This is a genomic window from Pseudomonas sp. PAGU 2196 (genome assembly GCF_022179005.1).
Lineage (GTDB): Bacteria > Pseudomonadota > Gammaproteobacteria > Pseudomonadales > Pseudomonadaceae > Aquipseudomonas > Aquipseudomonas kermanshahensis.
This window is the reverse complement of sequence record NZ_BNTL01000015.1, coordinates 74,907-95,438: the sequence shown is the minus strand read 5'-3', so window position 1 is coordinate 95,438 and position 20,532 is coordinate 74,907. Positions and strand designations below refer to the sequence as shown.

The following is a 20,532-nucleotide window of genomic DNA, read 5'->3' as shown; positions in this document are numbered from 1 at the left end:
CATGAGCGATTTCAGCACCCTAGAAGTGGTCAAGGACCCTCGCGGCTTCGCCACCCTGTGGCTCAGCCGCGAAGACAAGAACAACGCCTTCAACGCACAGATGATCCGCGAACTGATCGTCGCCCTCGGCCAGATCGCCGAAGACAGCAGCCTGCGTTTTCTGCTGCTGCGTGGCCGTGGCCGGCACTTCAGCGCCGGCGCCGACCTGGCCTGGATGCAGCAGTCTGCGCAATTGGACTTCAACACCAACCTCGATGACGCCCACGAGCTCGGCGAGCTGATGTACGCCCTGCACCGGCTCAAGGCGCCGACCCTGGCCGTGGTGCAAGGCGCGGCCTTTGGCGGCGCCCTGGGCCTGATCAGTTGCTGCGACATGGCCATCGGCGCCGAAGACGCCCAACTGTGCCTGTCGGAAGTGCGCATCGGCCTGGCCCCGGCCGTGATCAGCCCATTCGTGGTCAAGGCCATCGGCGAACGCGCCACCCGCCGCTACGCCCTCACCGCCGAGCGCTTCAGCGGCGTGCGGGCCCGTGAACTGGGCCTGCTGGCCGAGGTGTACCCCGCCCACGAGCTGGATGCCCACGTCGAGGCCTGGGTCACCAACCTGCTGCTCAACAGCCCGCAAGCCCTGCGCGCCAGCAAAGACCTGCTGCGCGAGGTCGACGACGGCGAGCTCAGCCCTGCCCTGCGCCGCTACTGCGAAAACACCATCGCCCGCATCCGCGTCAGCGCCGAAGGCCAGGAGGGCCTGCGCGCCTTCCTCGAAAAGCGCCGCCCTGCCTGGCAAACCGACGACAACAAGGAGCCGCGCCCATGAGCCGCACCCCGTTGACCACCCTGCTGGTTGCCAACCGCGGTGAGATTGCCTGCCGGGTGATGCGCACCGCCAAGGCCATGGGCCTGACCACCGTCGCCGTGCACAGCGCCACCGACCGTGACGCCCGGCACAGCCGCGAAGCCGATATCCGCGTCGACCTCGGCGGCACCAAGGCCGCCGAAAGCTACCTGCAGGTCGACAAACTGCTGGCCGCCGCCAAAGCCAGCGGCGCCCAGGCCATCCACCCAGGCTATGGCTTTCTTTCAGAAAACGCAGGCTTTGCCCGCGCCATCGAACACGCCGGGCTGATCTTCCTCGGCCCACCGGCCAGCGCCATCGACGCGATGGGCAGCAAGTCAGCGGCCAAAGCACTGATGGAAGCCGCCGGCGTGCCCTTGGTACCGGGCTACCATGGCGAAGCTCAAGATTTGGAAACCTTCCGCGCCGCCGCCGAACGCATCGGCTACCCGGTACTGCTGAAGGCCAGCGCCGGTGGCGGTGGCAAGGGCATGAAAGTGGTCGAGGACGAAAGCCAACTGGCCGACGCCCTGGCCTCGGCGCAGCGCGAGGCGCAATCGTCGTTCGGCGATGCCCGCATGCTGGTTGAAAAGTACGTACTCAAGCCTCGCCACGTAGAAATCCAGGTGTTCGCCGACCAGCACGGCAACTGCCTGTACCTCAACGAACGTGACTGCTCGATCCAGCGCCGCCACCAGAAGGTGGTTGAAGAAGCCCCCGCACCCGGCCTGTCGCCCGAGCTGCGCCGGGCCATGGGCGAGGCCGCAGTGCGCGCCGCCCAGGCCATCGGCTATGTGGGTGCGGGCACGGTGGAATTCCTGCTCGATGCCCGTGGCGAGTTCTTCTTCATGGAGATGAACACCCGCCTGCAGGTCGAGCACCCGGTCACCGAAGCCATCACCGGCCTCGACCTGGTGGCCTGGCAGATCCGCGTGGCCTGTGGCGAGGCGTTGCCGATCACGCAGGACCAAGTACCGCTGATTGGCCACGCCATCGAGGTGCGCCTGTATGCCGAGGACCCAGCCAACGAGTTTCTGCCGGCCACTGGCACGCTGACGTTGTACCGCGAGTCGGCGCCGGGCGAAGGGCGCCGGGTCGACAGCGGGGTCAGCGAGGGGGACGTGGTGTCGCCGTTCTACGACCCGATGCTGGGCAAGCTGATTGCCTGGGGTGAAGACCGCGAGCAGGCACGCCTGCGCCTGCTGGCGATGCTCGATGAGTTTGCCATCGGCGGGCTGAAGACCAACATCGCCTTCCTGCGGCGCATCCTCGCGCACCCAGCGTTTGCCGACGCCGAGCTCGACACCGGGTTTATCCCACGTCACCAGGACGTTCTGCTGCCCGCCCCCCAAGCGCTGCCAGCGCCCTTCTGGGAAGCTGCCGCAGAAGCCTGGCTGCAAGGCCAGGCCGGCCAGCAACGGGACGACGACAACCGCTCGCCGTGGGCTGAACGCAATGGCCTGCGCCTGGGCTTGCCCGCGCGCAGCAGCCTGCACCTGACCAGCGCCGGGCAAGACCAGGCGGTGGCACTGGAACGTAGCGCGGCATCCACCTGGCAACTTAACGGCGAGCAACTGGTGCACGACCAGGCGGGCGTGCGCCGCCAGCACCTGGCGATACGCCGCGGAGGCACGTTGTACCTGCGCTGGGACGGTGAAATGCATGCCATCGAAGCCTTCGACCCCATCGCCGAAGCCGAGGCCAGCCACAGCCACCAAGGCGGCCTGGGCGCACCCATGAACGGCAGCATCGTGCGGGTATTGGTCGAGCCAGGCCAGGTGGTAGAAGCCGGCACAGCGCTGGTGGTGCTGGAGGCCATGAAGATGGAGCACAGCATTCGTGCGCCGCATGCCGGCACGGTGAAGGCGCTGTTCTGCCAGGAAGGGGATATGGTCAGCGAAGGGACCGTGCTGGTCGAACTGGTGGAGTAAACCAAGGGGCCGCGCGCCCTTGCCACAGGAATAATTGGCCCGAAACACCTGTAGGAGCAGCCTTGTGCTGCGAAGCGCCGCGCGGGCGGCGCTCGATCTCACAGGCGCCCCGACAACCCAGCCGTACATCCAATAGCGGCCTTGCCAGGGCGCCGGGCCGTTCGGAAAGGGCTGCAAAGCAGCCCAAGTACGCTAGAAGCTGCCGTGCACCCGCACGACCACCCCCAAAAACTCACAGCCGTCTTCGCACAACAGCGTTGGGTAATTGCTGTTCAAGGCCTTCAGATACCGCTGCCCACCTTCCTCAGCGAGCTCACGGAAAATCGCCGGTTTGCCCGGCTGCCGAGCGATAACCAAACGCCCCGGCTCAACCTCCACCCCAGGGTCCACCAGCATCCGCATCCCCTGCGGCACACTGCGGCCACTGGCGGCGCTCATCGCTTCATTCTCAACGGTCAGCCAGAACGCCTTGCCCTTGGCCAGGTAGTCCGTCTGCTCGAATACGCTCGCCTCTGCCCCCTCTAGCTCATCCCAGCCCAGCACCGGGTAGCGGAAGCACACGATGTATTGCATGAGGTCCAGGTCATCGTCGGTGTCATCCATGTCATAGCTGCCGCGGTCCTCGCCTACCTGGCCCACAATGCGCAGTTGCAAGCTGACGTTGTAGTGGGGCATGCCAATCTCGACGAACGTGCGGTTCATCGACTCGATCTTCGGCTGGCGCCGTTTGTTCACCCAATGCCCCACGCTGCCTTGAGACACGCCAACGCGTTCGGCTAGCTGCTCTTGGGTGAGCCCAAGCTCCTCCATCCGGTCACGGACGAGGGCAATCCATTTATCCATATTCATCGCTGGCACGATACGGACTGCCTTCAAGCGCTCAATAAACATCCTGTATTATTTATCAGAAAGCATGAAAATACTTAAGGTATTAGTATCGACCTGAACCTTTTCCCTATTGGCATTTGCAGGTATCAGGATGAAACCACCGAAAAACGAAGAAACAGATCTCGACAGCGAAGCGGCCCGCCGCGCCCTCGACTACTACCTCAACCCCAACCCACCACGCCCCACCATCGAGAACAAAATCTGGACGCTGCACGAAGGCGTAACCGGTGACCAAGCCCAGGAGCACGCCATCGCCCTGCTCCGCTGCGCCGCCGCCACCGCACAAGAAACCGCCGTGCACCAGCACGGTACGCAGCGCGAGCTGACCTTCGCCTTGATGCACATGATGGACATGGCACGCGCACTGCTGGAGCACAAACGCACCGTGCAGACGGGTCTGTAGGTAAAAAGGAAGGGAGAGACGTGATGGCCGTGTAACGGCAATGGCCCCGATTGCCGGGACAAGGAAGCGCATCGGTAAAACTTTTTTACCGAATTAGCGAAATATCATTTGACTGGCAAATGATAACGATTATTATTGCACTCAGCTGATCGCGAGATCTGCTGGATAACCTGGAGCTTAGGTCGCTCTCAGATTATCTCCTCATCAGGCTAATCACGGTTTTTGACCCGGCTTTTTGCCGGGTCTTTTTTTTGGCTCTTCAGGCTAATGAAGATCGTGAATGGCCGGCATGATAGCAAAAGTGTGTCAGACCGTGAACGCTCATTACAAAACTTTGCGGAATCAGCACTTGAGAATCAATCTCGTTTCTACTACGCTGATTACGCATCAAGGAAGATGCCCCCATCCCTCCCCTTTGAGCAAGGAGCTGTCCATGACCCGTCTGCTGCTGCCCCTTGAGCACGAATCCCCTACTACAGAGCACGATGCCGACAATGAGCTGTTGCACGCCTTGAAGCGGCTGCCTCGCCGTGTCCAGCAAGTGTTCCTGCTCAACCGCCTCGACCAACTGGACTTTGCCAGCATTGCTGCCCGGCTCGATTTGCCCTTGGCGAGCATCGAGCGGCATATGGACCAGGCACTGCAAGCAGGCCGTTCCCGCTGCGATGTGTTGGCGAGTGTTGCCGGGCAATGGTATGTGCGGTTGCAGAGCCCCCAGGTGACGGCCTGCGAGCGAATCGACTTTCGCCGTTGGCTGGATGCGGACCAGGCTAACTTGCAGGCGTTTCACGATACAGAGATGCGCTGGCGCAGCCTGCTGGCCCCAGCACGGCAGCTGGGCCATGACGGTTGGTACCGGCAAGGCCGGGCGGCACTGTCGTTGGGTGGGTGTTCGATTGCGGTTGGGCTGGGTGTTGCGGCGTTGGTGCTGTTTGGCTTTTGGGCTTAATCAACCGATTAACAACGCTGAACCTCATCGCCCTTAATGCATAAAAGCAGTAGCCATGCGCTTACTGTGCAGGCCAAGAACAACAGCCCCAAGCTTATCGGAAGCGCACTCTGGCCAGATGCAACGAGACTGCCAGCAAAGCCGCCACTTGCGAATAGCAATGTCATATTCAGTGATGCGGCTGCACCTGCCTGCTCAGGGTAACGAGCCAAGGCTTGAGTAGTGGCAGCCGGGCGCACCAAAATTGTCCCGGTAGTGCATATGATCATCGGCAACATAATTCCCGCTACCGTTAACCCTGCCACTCTCTCCCAAAACAAAATCATGATTCCCGCAGCGCCGATAAGCATGAACCCCATTCTGATTTGAGCTTGCGGGCTGACACGTCTATTCAAGAAAGCCGCACCTGCTCCTCCGGCTACGTACGCCAGCCCATAAGCGATAAATACAATCGAAAACTGATAAGACGTCAGACCGACTAGGTCCATTAGTAACAAAGGCGCGATCACAATAAAGGAAAAGTGACAGGAAAATGCAAGACCTGAAAGCATTGAATTCGCAAGATATTTCGAGTCACTCAACATTATAATAAAGATGCGTAAGCATAGCGCACGCCTACAGAGTATTGATGTGTCGTTCAACAGCACCCATGACAGAAATGAAACAATAACCGCAATAACTACGAACACTGTAAAACCACCTTCCCAACCAAAAGACTGTTGGATAAAGGCCCCTGCAATTGGTGATAACGAGATAAACAGCCCACTTGCGCTCGTCAAGAGAATACGCATGGCGTTGCGCCGTTTACCCACATATAGATCCTGCACCAGGGCCTGACCTAAAACGAAACTACCACAACCAACAGCCTGTACTAGGCGGAACGTTATGAATGTCTCATAAGTTGTAGAAAAAATACAGCCGACCGCTCCCAGAATGGATATCCCCAGGCCAGCTAGCAACAAATTTTTACGCCCCATCACATCCGACAATGGGCCTATCACCAGCTGCGACAAAGCAACACCAAAGGCGAAAAAACTCACGGAATAAGCTATATACTTCGGTTCGACGCGATACTCATCCGCTAGCGCGGGAAATGATGGAAGGATCACATCCAACGGAAACACGCCTAAGAGACACAACATAACCAATAAAATCAAGTGAAAAAAATTATTGGCCGAGCCCATAGCCCGCTTCAAAAAACCAATCCCGCAGCGTTGAATTTCGAAAAATAGATCTCATCATCTAGTAAATCCGTAGCCTGAATTGCTCGAAGCGTCATTTCAGAAATCTCGGGCATTCGCTTTACCCAATTAGCCTCTAGGCCATCAGCAACTTTCACTCCAATATCAGGCCGACTTTTAAAAACCAAGTGCAGAAATATTATATCGGGCCGACCGAATACAGCCAGCACCTGAATTATCACTTGCACTATATAGTCTTTTTCACGTATAGCAATTTGCGACCACAAACGAGCAAAACAATCGGAAAAAAATATCGCATGACGCCCTTCATCGTGCAGGTGATCACTAAGCATATGCGCGACAGGCGTAACAAGAGACTCACGAGACAGCTTATATAACTCATGAGTTATCAAAGTTTCAGACACGAATGCGATACAAAATCTGGTTAAACACCTGAACTCTAACGGGCTCTCCCTCACTACCTGATCTAATCTTTCTAGTCTGGCAGATTTCATTCGCAACAAACCAAAGTGGCTTGCCACCTGGTCTGCGATCTCCCTTGAGAACAGCGCATGGTATCCCTCATCCGCATAGAGCTTCAAAGCAGTACGGCGCTCACCCTCATCAAAATATCTTTCTAAATCACCACTCACCATACAGTTTATGGCTTGATTAACATGAGTCATTTCGAGCGCCGTTGTGTAATCCATAAAATATACTAAATGGTAGAGATGCGCTCTCAACAGCTCTGGCTTTGACAGGCTCTCTGCCGACTCATGAGACAGGGCCGGGCTAAGCACAACAGGAAACCATAGTTCAGGTTCAGCTTGGGAAAAATCAGCTGATGAAAAGCCATAGGCATATGGGCGCGAGCGTACAGAACTGGATAAGTGCCAGTTTCGAAAAACAGCGCTACTACGATTAGGTCTATTTTTCATGACGCACCTCAACCGCGCTTAATCTATTAAAGACTTTAAGCAGCTAGGCGTAGCCGAGCCATTGCTATAGCCACAGCCTACAAAAAACAGCACCTGCTCATTAGGATTTTCAAGCCTCAGGAGTGGCTCAATACGGCATTCATTTAGTGCACCGGTTAGCCAAGTATTCATTCCGCGAGCAGTCGCCGCCAGTTGGAAAGTCTGTGACACATGCCCGATCTCTATTAAGGCTACTCGGTAGGCACGCGAATGTTCATATTTCCACCACAACTTGTCGAATCGGGAAGTTAAAAAAAGCCCCACAGGTATATCATTTGAAAAATGTTGCCCACCGAGCAAGTCACCTAGCAACTCTAACTCGCTCCGCCAATGTAAGTGGTGCCGATGAGGATCGTAGTAGTAAACACCAGGCGCAAGCCCTGTAACGTTATTCACGTATACATAGCCTTCTGTAGCATTTAGGCCACCCACTGATGGGCTACTCCGACGCCTAGAATAGTTCTCAACCCCTCCTTCCCCTTTAGAAAGCACACGATGATCATCAAAACCTAAAGTAAGGTGCAGAAGTTCGCTCAAATCCACCAGAGAAATCGGTGATGCATGAAAATCCCTAGCAGTTGCCCTCCGCCTTAAAACATAATCTAATTCATTCGCACAGCTCGAACTTGGCAGTGAGATACCTCCCATGATTGCCTGCCCCACCTCAGCAGGCAATGATTTATCCAAAACACTATTGCAGTGCTCAAGGTATTGAGCCGCCCATTCGTGCTCGTTAGTAGGTTGGTTTTCCAAGATGACATTCTTAGTACCAACATGAAAAATCCTAGAGAGAACATCCCAACTCCAAACACTGCCATCACCCTCAGACTCTGCCAATACCTTACAACATTTAAAGTCGTCATCAATAGTACCGACTGCTCCTTCACCGTCATTCTTATAAATTAGATTTACTAAGCGTTTTGCGTGCTCAACTGATAGCTGATACTGCTTATGCCGCTTGAAGTCCCAACAAACCAGAAAGTCATCTACCACAATGAAAAAGCAATCTTGACTGATCATATACACTCCTTTAGCTAGAGCGCAGGCCGGCACTGCGCTTTAGCGTTTATCGGCTAAGGCTTACTGAGCCTTCTTGACCAGGTGAGCCATGTTGGCAAGTTTTACAGATTCCATTTTGATAGTTTTCATTTTTTGAATCTCCGTATAAATGTCGCGTTATTGCGACACTCCTGATAATAGCGACACCTCCAAGATGCACAAGCCGAATCAAGCAGAGAAACTTCTGATAGAGTTGTAGGAATTTTTACCATGCCAATTAAATGCTAAGAGCTCTAAATCGCCAGAACCCATCTAACATGAGCTTTTCAGGCATTTGAAAGGCGACCATACCCCGCAGTTATCAGACTTAACAGAAGAGGGACTCGTCGTCAGACAAAAGCTGAGAGTCAGACTTGACGCAGCTCTTCGGGCTGATAACGCGCTGCATATCATGGTCTAAGAATAACCGCAGTGAGCCTTTCCAGAAGGGTCACTGACTCGGAGCAGCAAACCGACGGGTGCGCTTTCTGTAGCGTTAATTAAAGCGCCGTAAGGTCTCCGAGTATCTGATTGCGACTCAAAGCGGTCGCATAACAGTTCCTGATTAAGCGGATCAGCGCCGCTTGGAGAGCTAAATCATTAGTGGAGTGCCGAGCGTTTCAGCACAGCACCATCTACCGAAGGAACTCGCACACGCAGTGCAATCAGCAACGCGGCCAGCAGCATCAGCACGGCCGCCGCCACGAATACACCTGCGGTGCCTCCGAGGCTGAGCATTGCCCCACCAGCGGCTGCGCCTGTGGCGATGGCCGACTGTACAGACGCTACCACCATGCCCCCGGCGCTTTCCGCCTGGTCAGGGACCGCACTGGCGACCCAGTTCGACCACGCCACCGGCACACCCCCAAAGGCCAAGCCCCAGATCGCCAGCAGTACGGCCTGCCCTGGCACCGACGCCGGCAACAGGACCAGCGCCAGCGCAGCAACGCCCACCAGCGCGGGCATCAACACCAGGGTGGCCAATGGGTGACGAGTAAGCATCCACCCGGCCACCAATGTGCCGACAAAGTTCGCCACTCCAAAACCCAGCAACATCAGCGACAGCCCCTGCGGGCCAATGCCAGTCGTACCTTCGAGAAATGGCCGAACGTACGTGAACATCGCGAAGTGGGAGCTGTGCACCAGCACACAACCGAACATGCCCATAGCAATCCCTGGGCGCTGCAACACTTCAAGTATCGTGCGCAGGCGTGCCGGCTGACGCGGCGCAAGGCTCGGCAGCGTGAGTGACTGGAAAGCCAGGGTCACCCCCCCCACCGTCGCTGCAGCGAAGAACGCACTGCGCCAGCCATATAGCCCGCCCAGATAACTACCCAGCGGAACCGCAACCACCGTTCCTATGGCGATGCCACTGAAAATGATCGAGAGCGCTCGCGGCAACAAAGCCTCCGGCACCAACCGCATCGCCACCGCCGCCGCCATGCTCCAAAACCCGCCAAGCGCGATACCTAACAAGATACGCATCAACAAAAGCACCGCGAAACTAGAGGAAACGGCAACCAACAAATTGGAAGCGATCATCAACGTAGAAAAACCCAGCAACACCCAGCGACGATCAATGCTGCGAGTCAGGCCAGGTACCAATAGGCCGGCGAAAAGCGCCACCACGGCTGTCACCGTTACCGCTTGGCCAGCCAGCGCTTCGGATACCCCCAACTCGGTCGCCATCGGCGTCAACAGGCTGGCCGGAAGGTACTCAGCGGTCAGCAAGCCAAACACGCCCATGGCCAACGAGAATACAGCCATCCACGCGGGGGTTGCAGGTTCTGCATCCGCCCCGGCGCCCGGGCGGCTGTCGGGTACGGCATTGCACACAAGGTCAGTCATTGCATGGATCTCCCAATATTCAATTGCGACCCGTAGTGTAGGCGCGAGAGTCAGGATGATCTATGATCAAAAAAATCAGTTTATTGATCAAAACACCTGAATAATGCCGACAGACCAATTTGCCCTCTCTTCCGATCTCATAAACGAGCTGTTGCGGGGCATGCGCCTGCGCGGTGTCGACTACCGGCGTATCCAAGCGGGCCCGACCTTCGGCTTGGGCTTCGCTGCTAAACCCGGGCATGCTTGGTTCCACTTCCTGGCTGTCGGCGACGCGGTGCTGCGCTTGGAAGACGGGACAACCTATGCGCTGTCCGCCGGTAACGCCGTCTTCATCTCCCACGGCGCTGCCCATCAATTGCTCTCACATACGCACGTGCCCGTGCAGAGAATTGACCTTCTGGACGGCGAGCCTCTCGGCGACGCCGTCAGCGCGGTAGACACCAGAACCGATGCTGGCCCCTTGCCAACCACGATTTTGTTCAGTGGGTGCATGGAGTTCGAATTCGCCAGCCTCCATGGCCTAGGCAAGCTGATGCCGGGCTTGATGCTGATTGATACCGGCGGCCAGCGTTACCCTGGGCTGGTGCCTATTCTCAACACCATGGAGCGCGAGGTCAGCGCCGCACGCGTCGGCTTCGCCGGCATCCTCGCGCGATTGGCCGACGTGGTCGCCGCCATGGTCGTTCGAGGTTGGGTCGAGTGCGCCTGTGGCAACGCATCCGGCCTGGTTGCCGCCCTGCGCGATCCGCGGCTAGCAGGTGCACTCCTGGCGCTGCACCAACAACCGGGCCGCGACTGGACCGTCGAGCTATTGGCAGAGCAATGCAGTACGTCCCGCTCGGTCTTCGCCGAGCGTTTTCAATTGACGATTGGCATGACCCCGCTGCGCTACGTCACCGAAGTGCGAATGCGGCTTGCCAGCCAGTGGCTGACGCTAGAAAGGGTGCCAATTGAAGAGGTCGCGCAGCGTTTGGGCTATACGTCTCAAGCAGCGTTCAGTCGGGCGTTCAAGCGTGTTACTGGTATGACGCCTGGATTGAGTCGGAGGTTAAGGCAGTCGACAGCCATCGGAAGCTGAGTACTGGGATGTGATTTCGATTATTCGTCACAAGTACCCTTCCTCTTACAGTCCGCTATCGACCCATAGTGGACTCTCGCCACTTGAGAAACCCGCGGAATGTGAAAATCTCTGTTCCCAGCTTTCGAGCCCACGAACACCAATAAAAGTGATTCATATTTGAGATGCAGGCGCACTATTGACTGCCATAGAGCAGTGGTTGCCCAAGATGAATTGATGATGGCGGAGCAAGCTGACTTATGGCGACCGTCGCTACCCCACCCATTGCGTCGGATGGTGAGTGGCACAGGGCAGCCAACACCAGGTGCTTTGTAATGCACCCGATTCTTGTTATAAGACTGGCCGTTTTTCACGCAATCTACCGCGCTTGGCACCCTACGATGGCCAGTGGACGGTTTTTCAAGTAAGGACGCTGAATGATCAAGCTCAAACCCCTTTTGCCAATCGTGGCCGCATTGACCATGACTGGCTGCGTGACCACCGAGCGTATGCCGGATGGCAAAACCAGGATTCGCTTCTCTGATGACACGGCCAACTCGCTGGCCTCGTTGATGCCCGCTGCTGTGGTCCCAGGTAATTTTGCTACTGCGAGTGGTGGCGAACTGGACCTGTTAGCGAAAAAGAGCGCGGCGGGGGGGTGGCGTTTACCTGTACTTCAACGGTCGCTATGACTTCACTTGTGCCTCCGCGCTGCTTTACAGCGCCAAATCTGGCCGTCCGCTGAGTGAGTCTGACAATGTCGGCTGCCGGGATCGTTACTATCAACGTCAACTGGCCCTAAAACAGGCGGGTCATCCCTACGACCGAGCGGCGCCTGCCTATGACGCATACAATCCGAACAATGAATACTGGGAGAAACTAAAGGGACAAACCCTGGGGCAGTTGGCGACCACGCAGCAGTTTGCCACGCGTACGTCCACGAGCACCCAGCTTGAGCGCGATGGTACTTACACCATAACTTTGAAGTTTGCAGGAAATGGGGGTGGGGTGCACGTGGCCGTGGTTCCCCAGCCATTCCGAGTTCCGGTGGTCATGGAGAATGCGGTTGAACAGGCGAAACTGCGCAACGGCATTCCAATTGACGACTGGGTTACGTGTAATGTGCTGCTCGACTATGACCGAACGGTAGACCGTGGCCAACGGCCCCGACATATTGCGCCAGACGCATACCGGCAATACGAGGTACGTTTCAACGTGGCTTCTGTCAGTTGCAAGCTCGGTATTCGTTGACCGGAGGCAAGCCAGTGCCAGCTAAGCGGCTCACGAAAGCAGCTTGCGCGCCCCTTGATGGCGCTGGCATGCAGCGAACACGAGCGAAGTCCGTGCCCGCCGGCGGAATTTCTGCTTGGCGGGCAAGCCAGACCTGCAAGGGCCGATACTAGCCGATAAGATCAGTCCACCCGCACGAACACGTTCTTTGCTATATCACTGCCGCCAACTGACTCCAGGCGCTCGGATATCCAGCACGCTAACGGTGATCAGCACAATGCCGTGTTACGCCCTTTAGTTGGTCCTAACCGTTCCTTCACCAATGTGCTCTTACGGTACTGCTATTCGCCAATGGCAGCTAAGGGTCGAAAGCAGACCGTCGCGACTGACCGCAATCGACCCATAGCGGCCCTTCGTGCAGGGCAGCAATCGGCCAGAAGCGGCCCTTCGTGACAGGCAAAAATCAGCCAAAAGTGCGCTTTATCTGATCACGAATGAAGCACACTGGCGTGTTGTTGCCCACGATGCCCCAGATGCCTCGTCGCGGAGCTTGTCTGCCAACGGACTGAAACAGCTTGGCGCTGGTGTACTTCCTCTATCGCTCGACTCGGAGTTATGGCCGCGCCCGAAGCGTGATTGCTATGGCGAATTCAGCCAGTTTGCCGAAAGGTGCTCTGAGCAAGCTAGTTAGGCTCCAGCGACCTTGGACGAATATTCCCTTGGCATGGCTCATGGAGCGAAAGCCCTCGATGCCGTGGTAGGCCCCCATACCGCTCGGCCCTACGCCGCCGAATGGTAGATCATCCACAGCAACGTGCAGCAAAGTGTTGTTGATGCCGACATTCCCGGATGTGGTGCGCTTGAGCACAGCCTCGCTGTCGGCATCCATATTGCCGAAATAGTAAAGCGCTAGTGGACGCGGCCTGGCGTTGATGTAGTCAATTACTTCGTCGAGAGAGCGGTAGGTGCGAACCGGTAGCAGTGGGCCGAAGATTTCTTCCTGCATGACCAATGCATCGTCTTCGGCTCCCACGATCAACACCGGAGCCAATGTCCGCGGTCGCTCTGTCGCACGCTCTGGGGTCACTCCTACCTCGATCACGTCTGCTCCCTTTGCGCGCGCGTCTTTGATGAGCGTATGCAACCGCATGTAATGCCTGTCGCTGATGATCGAGGTGTAATCGGGACTGGCTGGGCCTTGCGGATAAGTACGGGCAACAGCGTCGCGGTATTGGGTGATGAACTCGCCCAGGTCGTCTTCATGAACCAGGGCGTAGTCCGGTGCAACGCAGGTCTGACCAGCATTGGATAATTTGCCGAAGACGATGCTTTCCAATGCGTTACGCCCTGTATGGCCTGGCGCCAAGACCACGGGGCTCTTGCCGCCCAGTTCAAGGGTCAGCGGTACCAGATTGTCACTGGCGGCGCGCATTACCATTCGACCTACCTGAGTGCTGCCGGTGAACAGCAGGTGATCGAACGGAAGGCTGCTGAAATAGGCGCCTGTCTCAGGGCCGCCGGGTACCACTGCTACCTCATCGGCAGAAAAGCAGCTCGCCAGCATGCGCTGAATCAATTCGCTGGTGCGTGGCGTAAGCTCGGAGGGTTTGATCATCACCCGGTTGCCAGCCGCGAGCGCAGTTGCCAATGGGATGAAGGTTAGGGAGAACGGGTAGTTCCAAGGCGCCATGACTCCAATCACACCTTTAGGCTGGTACTCCACATAGGCGCGGCCGGCGCGATGAAACGCCGCGACATGACGACGTTCGGGCTTCATGAAACGGCGCAGGTGTCGTAACAAGTAGTCAATGGACTGAACCACGCCAAGCAGTTCCATGATGTCGGTTTCATGCCTGGAGCGATTGCCGAAATCAGTACTGATCGCATCCTCTACTTCACGCCTGTGAGCGAGCACCACCGCGCGCAATTTGATCAGGTTGGCCCTGCGTCGTTTGAGGCTGGGTGGCCTGTCGTTAAGAAATGCCCTTCTTTGTTGATCGAGCGTATTGGCGATGTCGATAACTGGGGAGTCTTCTACAGCGACGGTCATCTTGCGTCTCCCAGGCCGTTGTAATGCGCAGACGTTTCAATCCATTTCCGGTACTGGCGAGTGCGAAAGGCCATGAAGAGCTGTTGCAGGATCAGCGCGCGCAACGGTGAAACGCTCGGATCGGGCTTTTTAGCCCGGCTGAGTTTGCGCAATTGAAACTTCACTACTGCCATGTTCGCCAAGGATGCGATGGCTTTGTTTTTCCAGGTGATCGGCGGCAATTGAGGGGCATTCTCTTTGCCCTGCAACCAATCACGAGGCAAGTGCGGATCGATGGCTAACGCCGTTCCGATGCCCACCATGTCCACACCACTCTGCACGACGCTTTCGGCCACCGGGCGGCGACGTATACCGCCGGTGACCATCACCGGCATTTGGGCGACGGTTTGGAGATCACGGGCGAACTCAAGGAAATAAGCTTCGCGAGCGAGGGTGCGACCATCGCGCGCGTCACCCTGCATGGCGGGTACTTCGTAGCTGCCTCCCGACAACTCCACCATGTCCACGCCCAGGTCGTTGAGCAACTCAACTACCTTTTTCGCGTCATCGGCGGTGAATCCTCCGCGCTGGAAATCGGCGGAGTTGAGTTTGACCGCCACTGCAAAATCCGCAGAAACCACAGCCCTGACGGCCTTGACGATTTCGAGCAACAGGCGTGCCCGGTTTTCTAGAGAGCCACCCCACTCGTCCGTCCTTTGGTTGGTCAACGGCGAAAGGAACTGGCTCAACAAATAGCCATGGGCAGCGTGGATTTCCACGCCGGTGAATCCGGCTTGTTCGCCCAGACGTGCGGTGTTCGCAAAGCGCTGAATGACTTCTTTGATCACGCCAGCGGTCATCGCGTGAGGCGTGGCAAAACGCTTGGACATTTTACCCAGTTCCAGCGGCACGGCTGACGGTGCCCAGGTTTTTTGCCCAAGATTGGACTGCATCTGCCGACCTGGGTGATTGATCTGCAACCAGAACTGCGCACCGCTGGATCGCCCAATACGCGCCCAGCGCTTGAACTTGTCCAGTTGCTGATCGTCCTGCAACACCACGCCACCCGGCCCGGTCATGGCGCGGCCGTCGACCATCACGTTGCCGGTAATAATCAGGCCTGCACCACCGTCGGCCCATGCTTGATAGAGACGCATGAGTTCTTCGGAGGGTGCCTGGTCAGCATCCGCCATGTTCTCTTCCATGGCGGCTTTGGCGATTCGGTTCTTGATGGTCGAACCGTTGGGAAGCATCAGGGTGTTGAACACATTCATCGAGCAGTCCTCAACTGGAGATGAGGCCACCTTAAGCTTGAAGTAAACTTTAAGGTCAATACCTTTTTCAAGGTCAGTCGATGTTCAACGCGCCAGACCCTGGCAAGCGCGTCACCATATGGGCGCCCAACAACCGAGCGGGTGTGTAGGCGCCGCCAGCTGGGCGCATCTGTAGCAGGTAGTCGACCACAGCCAAGGCTGCGTCAACCGTCAGACTGTAGACGTTTGCGGTGTGCACGCGTGCGACTTTGCATTCGCCGCGAGCGTTTCTAGCCTCACCCCATACATAGGTGCCTTGATCGGCACGCTTTTCCTGATCCGGGCCGACTACTGTCTTGCCGATGCGCGCCTTCAGCAGGCTCTGCACGAAGGACAAACCCAACAGTGGACGAATGAAATTGGCGAATCTGGCGCCGCGAATCATCCCCGCAGAGCCTGGAATAAACACTTCGATATTGGCAATACCAGTGGTATACCAAGCTGTGGAAACGTCGCCCCAAGGAATGGTCATGGCCAATTTCTCTCCGGCGCCAAAGTCGATACGCCGTACCCGATACGCCAGCGGTACTGAGACGATTTTGCCGTCACGACGAACCTTGCCGCCCTGCGCCATGCCTTCAATCGAAGTTTTGGCAGTACCGGGTGAAAAGCTCGAGCGCGAATCAAACCCCAGCGCCAGATGCGTTGCATCCGGCAGTGCGTTTTTCAATGCGGCGGCGACACAGTCAGTCGGCACCACATCAAAGCCGACGCCGGGGCAAATGACCACACCCGCCGCGCGCGCCCGTTCATTCAAGGACTGGGCGTGCTCAAATACGGCAATTTCGCCGGTGATGTCCAGGTAGTGCGCATTGGCGCGCAAGCAGGCTTCCATCATAGGGGTGGCGGTCGCTGAAAACGGCCCTGCGCAATTCAGAACCAAGCCATGGCCTTTGATCTGAGCCAGCAACCGCACTTCATCGTCCAGTCCGAACACTCGGGTTTCAACGCCCAGCTCCCGACCCAGGGCTTCGACCTTGTCACGGTTGCGTCCCGCCAGCACAGGTTTAAGTCCACGCTTTACAGCATCACGAGCGATCAACTCGCCGGTGTAGCCATTGGCGCCATAGATCATCCATTTGAACTGCGTATCCAGGTTGTCTTGCTGACCCATGCATGGCTCCTGACGGTATTGATAACGTACGTTATTGCCTTGCCCAATCAGTGTCAGACGCTAGCGTTAAAGTCAGGTTGAGGGTCAAGCGGAAGTGAGCAACTACCGGCGGAAATTATTTGCAGTAGTGGGGATTGACCTTAAAGCTAGGTTTAAGGTGAGCATGCGCTGACCTGCTTGATTGATGGAACCCGGATGATGCTCAAGACCTTTGTTTCTTATGCTTTGGTATTGATAGGTAGCGCTTTCATGACATTTGCAAATGCTGACACCGCCCCTTCCACAATGACTGCCAAGAATCGCCAAATTCTGGTGATTCTGACCAATCACGCCAGGTATCCATCGCGAACCGATACCACGGGGTTGTGGCTGACTGAGCTAACGCATTTCACCGATGTAGTGGAGGCGGCTGGCTACAGCACAGTTTTTGCCAGCCCCAAAGGCGGAGCGGTGCCACTGGACGAGCGCAGCCTAGGTTGGCTGTACATGGACAAGGCCGCCCGTGAGCATTTGCAGTCCCCGGCCTTTCGCGCTCGCCTGCAAAGCACGCTGCCGATCGCCGATATCGATCCGTCCCAGTTCGGCGTCATCTACTTCACCGGGGGCCATGGAGTGATGTGGGACTTCCCCAATAATCCCGACCTGCGGCGTGTCGCCGAAACCATCTACAACCAAGGTGGCATCGTCTCGGCCGTCTGCCATGGCGTAGCGGGTCTGTTGGATCTGAAGGATGAACAAGGCCAGTTGATCATCAAGGGCAAGAACATCACCGGTTTCTCTGATCGCGAAGAGCTGTTCTCCGGCATGAAAAGCCAGGTTCCCTTCTTCCTTGAGGATAAGTTGGTGAGCCAGGGTGCGCGATACCGCAAGGGTTGGCTGCCATTCACGTCATTTGCCATCACGGATGGAAGGCTTGTCACCGGCCAAAACCCTCAATCGCCCAAAGCCGTAGCTGAAGCCGTGATGGCGGTGCTCTCTGGCGAAAACGTAACTCGCTGAACCCTGAAGTAGTTCCCACCTCCCGGAGAAAGACCGATTGAAACTCGCAAGCGCCGTATTAACAGGATTGCTGTTCAGCTCAATTGCCAACTATGTGTTGGCGGGGACGCCTGAAATGCTCAGCCCGACTGAAACCAACACAATCGATATCGCAGGCCACACAGTGCCGGTCGTCAAGGGCGGCCTGTACGACCGTTATCGCTCGAACCCGCCCTTGTCAGTGATTGCAGCAGAACTGCCGAATGTTGATTTGAGCTGGTTCAAAGGACTGGAAAAGCACAAGGTCGACATTGGCTTCGAGTCATACTCCCCGAACTTTTACTACCAGAACAGTCGCGTTACGGCGGTCTATACAGCCGATCTGGACGCACTGCGGGCCCTGATGCCTCCGGAAGTAATGGCCACCGTGCAACCCTTACAAGTCTGGCCGGGCCGGGGTTTGATCGCATTCACCGCGTACACCTATGAACATTGCGATAACGACGCCTATAACGAAGTGGCCGTGTCGATTATCACCAACAAGCCCGGCAAATCGAATCTGGGGCCGTTCACGCTGATTGGCCAGTCGATGTCTGGCGATTTCTGGGGCTATGTGCTCAAGCTGCCGGTCAATACAGAGCTTGCGCGGGTTCGTGGTGTCGTCGGCTATAACCTGCCGAAATGGCTGACCGGGATTGACCGCAAAGAAGGTGAGCAATCGGTAGTCTATGACATCACCGACAGCCAGACCGGCAAGGTCGATGTGTCCTTCAAAGCGAAGAAGCTCAATGGCCTCTCGCATGATGTCGATATCGTCACCAGCAGCTTCACCAACCTCGATCATCAGGGCCGACTGGCCTATGGGTACGCTGTTTCCCGCCAGCTCAGCCACGGCTCCAGCCGCGATGCGGATTCGGCCACCCTTACCCTGGGTGACGGCAGCCTGTCGAATTACCTCCGTGCCCTGAAACTCGGGAAAATGATGAAGTACGAATACGTGCCTGAGTTCCAGAGTGCGCTCTACGCGCCTAAACCGCTTGCCACTCTGGTTGGCGAGCGCTGAAACCTGTTACGCCTGTCAGGCGCGGGAAGCCTGGCGGGCGTTTTTTCTCGTGGAAGACGTTACCGCACGCTTGCCGGAAGCTTGGCCACCCCCTTCTTCACGCAAACGATTTATCAGCATTTGCGCATTGTCCGCACACGCCATGCCTTCGGGCTTACCCTCGATGCCCTTGATGACTAGCAGAAGTTGCGCTTTGTTCTGGGCTAGCCGTTCCTGTAGAACACCGATTTCCTCAACCTTTTGCTTGAGCCCACTGAGCAACTCATCGTGCTGCCAGCCGCTGGCATTCATCGGCATCAATTGCCGGATTTCTTCCAATGAAAAACCAGCCGCCTGCGCTCCGGTGATGATCTCCAGAACCCACTCGGTATCAGGCGCATAGTCCCTGTAGCCATTTGCTTTGCGTTCGACGGACCTGATCAGGCCGCTTGCCTCATAGAACCGGATGCGTGACGGCGCCAACCCGCTGATTTTCGACAGTTCGCCTATTCTCATAACCCACCCTGAAAAATCTATTGACCTTGAAGTTGACTTTAAACCTAAAGTCATAGGGCGGCCAAGCAGCACAAATGCAATGTGTTGCTCAGCCGTTATGGAAGTCATGGGGCAGGCGCAACAATCCACAATCGCGCCCTCTGAACCGCCTATCGGATGGGCTGCACTTTGTTCATTCAAGGCCCTGCTCCGAACGCGATTCGGTATAGGCCCTCACTTCATTCTGGAGATACGAATATGGGGTATGTCACTACGCAAGACGGTGTTGAAATATTTTACAAAGACTGGGGGCCACGCGATGCCCAGGTAGTCTTTTTCCACCACGGATGGCCGCTTAGCGCGGACGATTGGGACGCGCAAATGCTCTTTTTCCTGGCTAACGGTTTCCGGGTTGTAGCACACGACCGGCGTGGTCATGGGCGATCCAGCCAGGTCTGGGATGGACACGACATGGATCACTATGCCGATGACGTCGCGGCAGTGGTTAATCATCTCGGCGTGCAAGGCGCTGTCCATGTCGGTCATTCCACCGGCGGAGGTGAAGTCATCCATTACATCGCACGCCACGGCGAAGACCGCGTGTCGAAAGCAGCCATCATCAGCGCTGTGCCGCCGCTGATGGTTCAGACCCCGAGCAATCCTGGCGGCCTGCCTAAATCAGTTTTCGACGACTTGCAGGCACAACTACAGGCGAATCGCGCACAGTTCTATCACGACGTTCCAGCAGGGCCTTTTTACGGCTATAACCGCCCGGGTTCAAAACCGTCCGAGGGCATCGTCTGGAACTGGTGGCGACAAGGCATGATGGGCTGTGCAAAGGCACACTATGACGGGATCGTGGCGTTTTCTCAGACCGACTTCACCGAAGATTTGAAGAGCATCAAGATTCCTGTCCTGGTGATGCATGGTGATGATGACCAGATCGTTCCTTATAAGAATGCCGGTGTTCTGTCAGCCAAACTTCTGCAAAACAGTACGCTGAAAATCTACCCGGGCTTCCCGCACGGAATGCCTACAACCAATGCCGATACGATTAACGCCGATCTGCTCGCATTCGTAAGGAGCTAATCAATTATAGGGCGGTAGGTAACCCCGCCCTATATTTTTCAACGCTACCAAATTGGCGCTTTTAAATTCAGCGAGATGCCGTCAAAACTGTGCAATATGGATAACTGCTTTTTTAGCCGAAGCGGTGGTTGGCGA

Annotated in this window: 18 protein-coding genes; 9 read left to right on the top strand and 9 right to left on the bottom strand. The window is 56.6% G+C overall.

Annotated features, from left to right (window positions below):
- Position 1 precedes the first annotated feature (1 nt).
- Together MFF34_RS15330 and MFF34_RS15325 are read left to right on the top strand one after the other, a co-directional pair.
- Positions 2–817: a gamma-carboxygeranoyl-CoA hydratase gene (locus MFF34_RS15330; protein WP_238215038.1), complete on the top strand. Its 816-nt coding sequence runs from the start codon at positions 2–4 to the stop codon at positions 815–817.
- Complete coding sequence (locus MFF34_RS15325; RefSeq protein ID WP_186703725.1) at positions 814–2,766, top strand: acetyl/propionyl/methylcrotonyl-CoA carboxylase subunit alpha; 1,953 nt, start codon at positions 814–816, stop codon at positions 2,764–2,766. Before MFF34_RS15330 ends, MFF34_RS15325 begins: the two co-directional genes overlap by 4 nt.
- Positions 2,767–2,958: 192 nt before the next feature.
- Here the strand turns inward: MFF34_RS15325 and MFF34_RS15320 are convergent, their stop codons facing one another.
- A complete protein-coding gene (locus MFF34_RS15320) occupies positions 2,959–3,657 on the bottom strand; it encodes a LexA family transcriptional regulator (RefSeq protein ID WP_033693983.1) in 699 nt (232 codons plus the stop codon).
- Positions 3,658–3,745: 88 nt separating this feature from the next.
- Between MFF34_RS15320 and MFF34_RS15315 the strand changes: the two genes are divergently transcribed.
- Both MFF34_RS15315 and MFF34_RS15310 read left to right on the top strand, forming a co-directional pair.
- Positions 3,746–4,057, top strand: coding sequence for a DUF6124 family protein (locus tag MFF34_RS15315; protein ID WP_027592789.1), 312 nt, complete (start codon positions 3,746–3,748; stop codon positions 4,055–4,057).
- Positions 4,058–4,490: 433 nt separating this feature from the next.
- Positions 4,491–5,006 carry a DUF4880 domain-containing protein gene (locus MFF34_RS15310; protein ID WP_238215036.1) on the top strand — a complete coding sequence of 172 codons (516 nt, stop codon included), beginning with the start codon at positions 4,491–4,493 and terminating at the stop codon, positions 5,004–5,006.
- Positions 5,007–5,014: 8 nt separating this feature from the next.
- On the opposite strand, the gene MFF34_RS15305 is transcribed toward MFF34_RS15310, so the two are convergent.
- From MFF34_RS15305 to MFF34_RS15290, 4 genes are all read right to left on the bottom strand, one after another.
- Positions 5,015–6,202, bottom strand: a complete 1,188-nt coding sequence (locus MFF34_RS15305; RefSeq protein WP_374707408.1) for an MFS transporter — start codon at positions 6,200–6,202, stop codon at positions 5,015–5,017.
- Positions 6,199–7,125 carry a diiron oxygenase gene (locus MFF34_RS15300; RefSeq protein WP_238215033.1) on the bottom strand — a complete coding sequence of 309 codons (927 nt, stop codon included), beginning with the start codon at positions 7,123–7,125 and terminating at the stop codon, positions 6,199–6,201. Before MFF34_RS15300 ends, MFF34_RS15305 begins: the two co-directional genes overlap by 4 nt.
- Before the next feature lie 18 nt (positions 7,126–7,143).
- Positions 7,144–8,184, bottom strand: coding sequence for a SagB family peptide dehydrogenase (locus tag MFF34_RS15295; RefSeq protein WP_238215025.1), 1,041 nt, complete (start codon positions 8,182–8,184; stop codon positions 7,144–7,146).
- 618 nt (positions 8,185–8,802) lie between these two features.
- Positions 8,803–10,050, bottom strand: coding sequence for an MFS transporter (locus MFF34_RS15290; RefSeq protein WP_238215019.1), 1,248 nt, complete (start codon positions 10,048–10,050; stop codon positions 8,803–8,805).
- Between the two features lie 103 nt (positions 10,051–10,153).
- On the opposite strand from MFF34_RS15290, the gene MFF34_RS15285 reads away from it, so the two are divergent.
- Together MFF34_RS15285 and MFF34_RS15280 are read left to right on the top strand one after the other, a co-directional pair.
- Positions 10,154–11,128: an AraC family transcriptional regulator gene (locus tag MFF34_RS15285; protein ID WP_238215017.1), complete on the top strand. Its 975-nt coding sequence runs from the start codon at positions 10,154–10,156 to the stop codon at positions 11,126–11,128.
- Positions 11,129–11,544: 416 nt separating this feature from the next.
- Positions 11,545–11,799: a hypothetical protein gene (locus MFF34_RS15280; RefSeq protein ID WP_238215015.1), complete on the top strand. Its 255-nt coding sequence runs from the start codon at positions 11,545–11,547 to the stop codon at positions 11,797–11,799.
- A gap of 1,151 nt (positions 11,800–12,950) precedes the next feature.
- Here the strand turns inward: MFF34_RS15280 and MFF34_RS15270 are convergent.
- From MFF34_RS15270 to MFF34_RS15260, 3 genes are all read right to left on the bottom strand, one after another.
- Positions 12,951–14,387 carry a coniferyl aldehyde dehydrogenase gene (locus MFF34_RS15270; RefSeq protein WP_238215014.1) on the bottom strand — a complete coding sequence of 479 codons (1,437 nt, stop codon included), beginning with the start codon at positions 14,385–14,387 and terminating at the stop codon, positions 12,951–12,953.
- Positions 14,384–15,640, bottom strand: a complete 1,257-nt coding sequence (locus MFF34_RS15265; RefSeq protein ID WP_238215011.1) for an NADH:flavin oxidoreductase/NADH oxidase family protein — start codon at positions 15,638–15,640, stop codon at positions 14,384–14,386. Before MFF34_RS15265 ends, MFF34_RS15270 begins: the two co-directional genes overlap by 4 nt.
- Positions 15,641–15,713: 73 nt before the next feature.
- Positions 15,714–16,793, bottom strand: a complete 1,080-nt coding sequence (locus MFF34_RS15260; RefSeq protein WP_238215009.1) for a trans-acting enoyl reductase family protein — start codon at positions 16,791–16,793, stop codon at positions 15,714–15,716.
- A 195-nt stretch (positions 16,794–16,988) separates the two neighbouring features.
- Here MFF34_RS15260 and MFF34_RS15255 point away from each other — a divergent pair, with 195 nt between their 5' ends.
- Positions 16,989–17,792 carry a type 1 glutamine amidotransferase domain-containing protein gene (locus tag MFF34_RS15255; RefSeq protein WP_238215008.1) on the top strand — a complete coding sequence of 268 codons (804 nt, stop codon included), beginning with the start codon at positions 16,989–16,991 and terminating at the stop codon, positions 17,790–17,792.
- A 115-nt stretch (positions 17,793–17,907) separates the two neighbouring features.
- A complete protein-coding gene (locus MFF34_RS15250; RefSeq protein WP_238215094.1) occupies positions 17,908–18,834 on the top strand; it encodes an acetoacetate decarboxylase (ADC) in 927 nt (308 codons plus the stop codon).
- 15 nt (positions 18,835–18,849) lie between these two features.
- Here MFF34_RS15250 and MFF34_RS15245 read toward each other — a convergent pair whose 3' ends face one another.
- Positions 18,850–19,329, bottom strand: a complete 480-nt coding sequence (locus MFF34_RS15245; protein WP_238215091.1) for a MerR family transcriptional regulator — start codon at positions 19,327–19,329, stop codon at positions 18,850–18,852.
- A 237-nt stretch (positions 19,330–19,566) separates the two neighbouring features.
- Here MFF34_RS15245 and MFF34_RS15240 point away from each other — a divergent pair, with 237 nt between their 5' ends.
- Positions 19,567–20,397: an alpha/beta fold hydrolase gene (locus MFF34_RS15240; RefSeq protein WP_238215007.1), complete on the top strand. Its 831-nt coding sequence runs from the start codon at positions 19,567–19,569 to the stop codon at positions 20,395–20,397.
- The last annotated feature ends 135 nt before the right edge of the window (positions 20,398–20,532 follow it).